The sequence below is a fragment of the Streptomyces sp. NRRL F-2580 genome, from assembly GCF_000720115.1.
Lineage (GTDB): Bacteria > Actinomycetota > Actinomycetes > Streptomycetales > Streptomycetaceae > Streptomyces.
Genome location: NZ_JOIR01000096.1, coordinates 1 through 2,698 on the forward strand (window position 1 = coordinate 1; position 2,698 = coordinate 2,698).

The 2,698-nt window shown below is 74.1% G+C and carries 1 protein-coding gene; it reads left to right on the plus strand.

The features are described from left to right. Window positions 1-2,698: type I polyketide synthase (locus IF88_RS0139555; protein ID WP_030724383.1), on the plus strand; the 2,698-nt coding region annotated here is incomplete at both ends.

Here is a 2,698-nt window from a genome sequence, read left to right on the forward strand (position 1 = left end):
ACTCACCACCCACCTCCCCCTCACCCACTTCATCCTCTTCTCCTCCATCGCCGGACTCATCGGAAACCCCGGCCAAGCCAACTACGCCGCCGCCAACACCTACCTCGACGCCCTCGCCCACCACCGCCACCACCACAACCTCCCCGCCACCAGCCTCGCCTGGGGACTCTGGGACACGAGTACCGGCAGCATGGCCGCACAGTTCTCGGAGGCCGACATCAAGCGGTGGGCCGCCAAGGGCATCCTTCCGCTGACGCCCGAGCGCGGGATGGAGCTCTTCGACGCCGCGCTCACGGCCGGTCAGCCGGAGCTGGTGCCGATCGAGCTGGACCTGAAGGCGCTGCGCTCCCCCGACCAGTCCGCGCCCGCCCTCCTGCGCACCCTGGTCCGCGCCCCGCGCCGCCGCGCCGCCGCGGCCACCGGATCCTCCTGGGCCGAGCGCACCGCCGAACTGCCCCCGGCCGACCGCCGGCGCGCCGCCGGTGAGCTGGTACGGACGACGGTCGCCGCCGTGCTCGGCCTGGCGGGCCCCGCCGCCGTCAACGACAGCGGGCCCTTCTTCCAGCTGGGCATGGACTCCCTCACCGGTATGGAGCTGCGCCGCCGGCTCGCCTCGGACAGCGGGATCGCGGTTCCCGCGACCGCCGTCTTCGACCACCCCACGCCCGGTGCGCTCACCGACTTCGTCGTCGCCGAGCTCGCCAAGATCGCCGGCGAGGCCGCCGCCCGGCCGGTCCGGCAGGCCGCGGCCGGCGCGGGTGTCGGCCAGGACGACCCGATCGTGATCGTCGGCATGGCCTGCCGCTACCCCGGTGACGCCCGGTCCCCGGAGGACCTGTGGCGGCTCGTCGCCGACGGCACCGACGCCATCGGCCCCTTCCCCACCAACCGCGACTGGAACGTCGACGCCCTCTACGACCCGGACCCCACCCGGGCCGGCAAGAGCTACACGCGGCACGGCGGGTTCCTCTACGACGCCGACCGCTTCGACGCCGAGTTCTTCGGCGTCTCGCCCCGCGAGGCGTTCGCGATCGACCCGCAGCAGCGCCTGCTGCTGGAGACGACCTGGGAGAGCTTCGAGCAGGCGGGCATCGACCCGACGACCCTGCGCGGCAGCCGCACCGGCGTGTTCGTCGGCACCATGTACGACGACTACGCGTCCCGGCTGTCCGACGTTCCGGTCGAGTACGAGGGCTACCTGAGCACGGGCAGCGCCGGCAGTGTGGCCTCCGGACGGTTGTCCTACACCTTCGGGCTGGAGGGCCCGGCGATCACCGTCGACACGGCCTGCTCCTCCTCCCTCGTCGCCCTGCACCTGGCCTCGCAGGCCCTGCGCCAGGGCGAGTGCACGCTCGCCGTGGCGGGCGGCGCCACCGTCATGGCCACTCCGCGGCCCTTCGTGGAGTTCAGCCGCCAGCGCGGGCTGGCGCCCGACGGGCGGGTCAAGTCGTTCGCGGCTTCGGCGGACGGTACGACGTGGAGCGAGGGCGTCGGCATCCTGCTCCTGGAGCGGCTCTCCGACGCCCGCCGCAACGGCCACGAGGTCCTCGCCGTGGTCCGCGGCTCCGCCGTCAACCAGGACGGCGCGAGCAACGAGGCCATCCTCGCCACCTACGGCCAGGACCGCGACGCCGATCACCCCCTCCACCTCGGCTCCCTCAAGTCCAACATCGGCCACTCCCAGGCCGCCGCCGGCGTCGGCGGCGTCATCAAGATGGTCATGGCCATGCGCCACGGGGTGCTGCCGCGCACCCTGCACGTGGACGCGCCGAGCCCGCACGTGGACTGGGCAAGCGGCGCGGTGTCCCTCCTCACCGAGGCGACCCCGTGGCCCGAGGCCGGCCGGCCCCGCCGTTCCGCCGTCTCCTCCTTCGGGATCAGCGGCACCAACGCCCACGTCGTCCTCGAACAGGCCCCCGCCGCCGAGGCCGCGGAGTCCCGCGACCCGGCGACTCCCGCCCAGCTGCCCTGGGTGGTCTCCGGCCGCGGTACGGAGGGCCTGCGCGCCCGGGCCGCCCAGCTGCGGCGGCTGGCCGCCGAGGCCGGCACGGAGGGCGGCTTCGGCCTCGCGCACCTGGACGTCGGCCACGCGCTGGCCACCACGCGGGCGGCGCTCCCGGACCGTGCGGTCGTCCTCGCCGACGACCCGGCGGGTCTGCTGGCGGGCCTGGACGCGCTGGCCCGGGGCGAGTCCGCGCCGCAGCTGGTGACCGGGGACTGCGGCCGGGCCGACGGGGCCTCCGGGCTCGCGTTCCTGTTCACGGGTCAGGGCAGTCAGCGTCCCGGCATGGGACGCGAACTGTACGAGACGCACCCCGTCTACGCCCGCGCCCTCGACGAGGTCTGCGCGCGGATGGATGCCCACCTGGGTCTGTCCCTCAAGGAGCTGATCCTCGCGGGCGAGGGGAGCGAGCAGGCAGCTCTGCTCAACAGGACGCAGTACACGCAGCCCGCGCTGTTCGCCGTCGAGGTCGCGCTGTTCCGGCTGGTGGAGCACTACGGGCTGACCCCCGACCACCTCCTCGGCCATTCGGTGGGCGAGCTGGCCGCCGCGCACGTCGCGGGAGTCCTGTCCCTGGACGACGCCTGCACTCTGGTGGCCGTCCGCGGCCGTCTGATGCAGTCCGCGCCCACCGGCGGCGCGATGATCGCCATCGAGGCCACCGAAACCGAAATCCTCAACACCCTCCCCACCCAC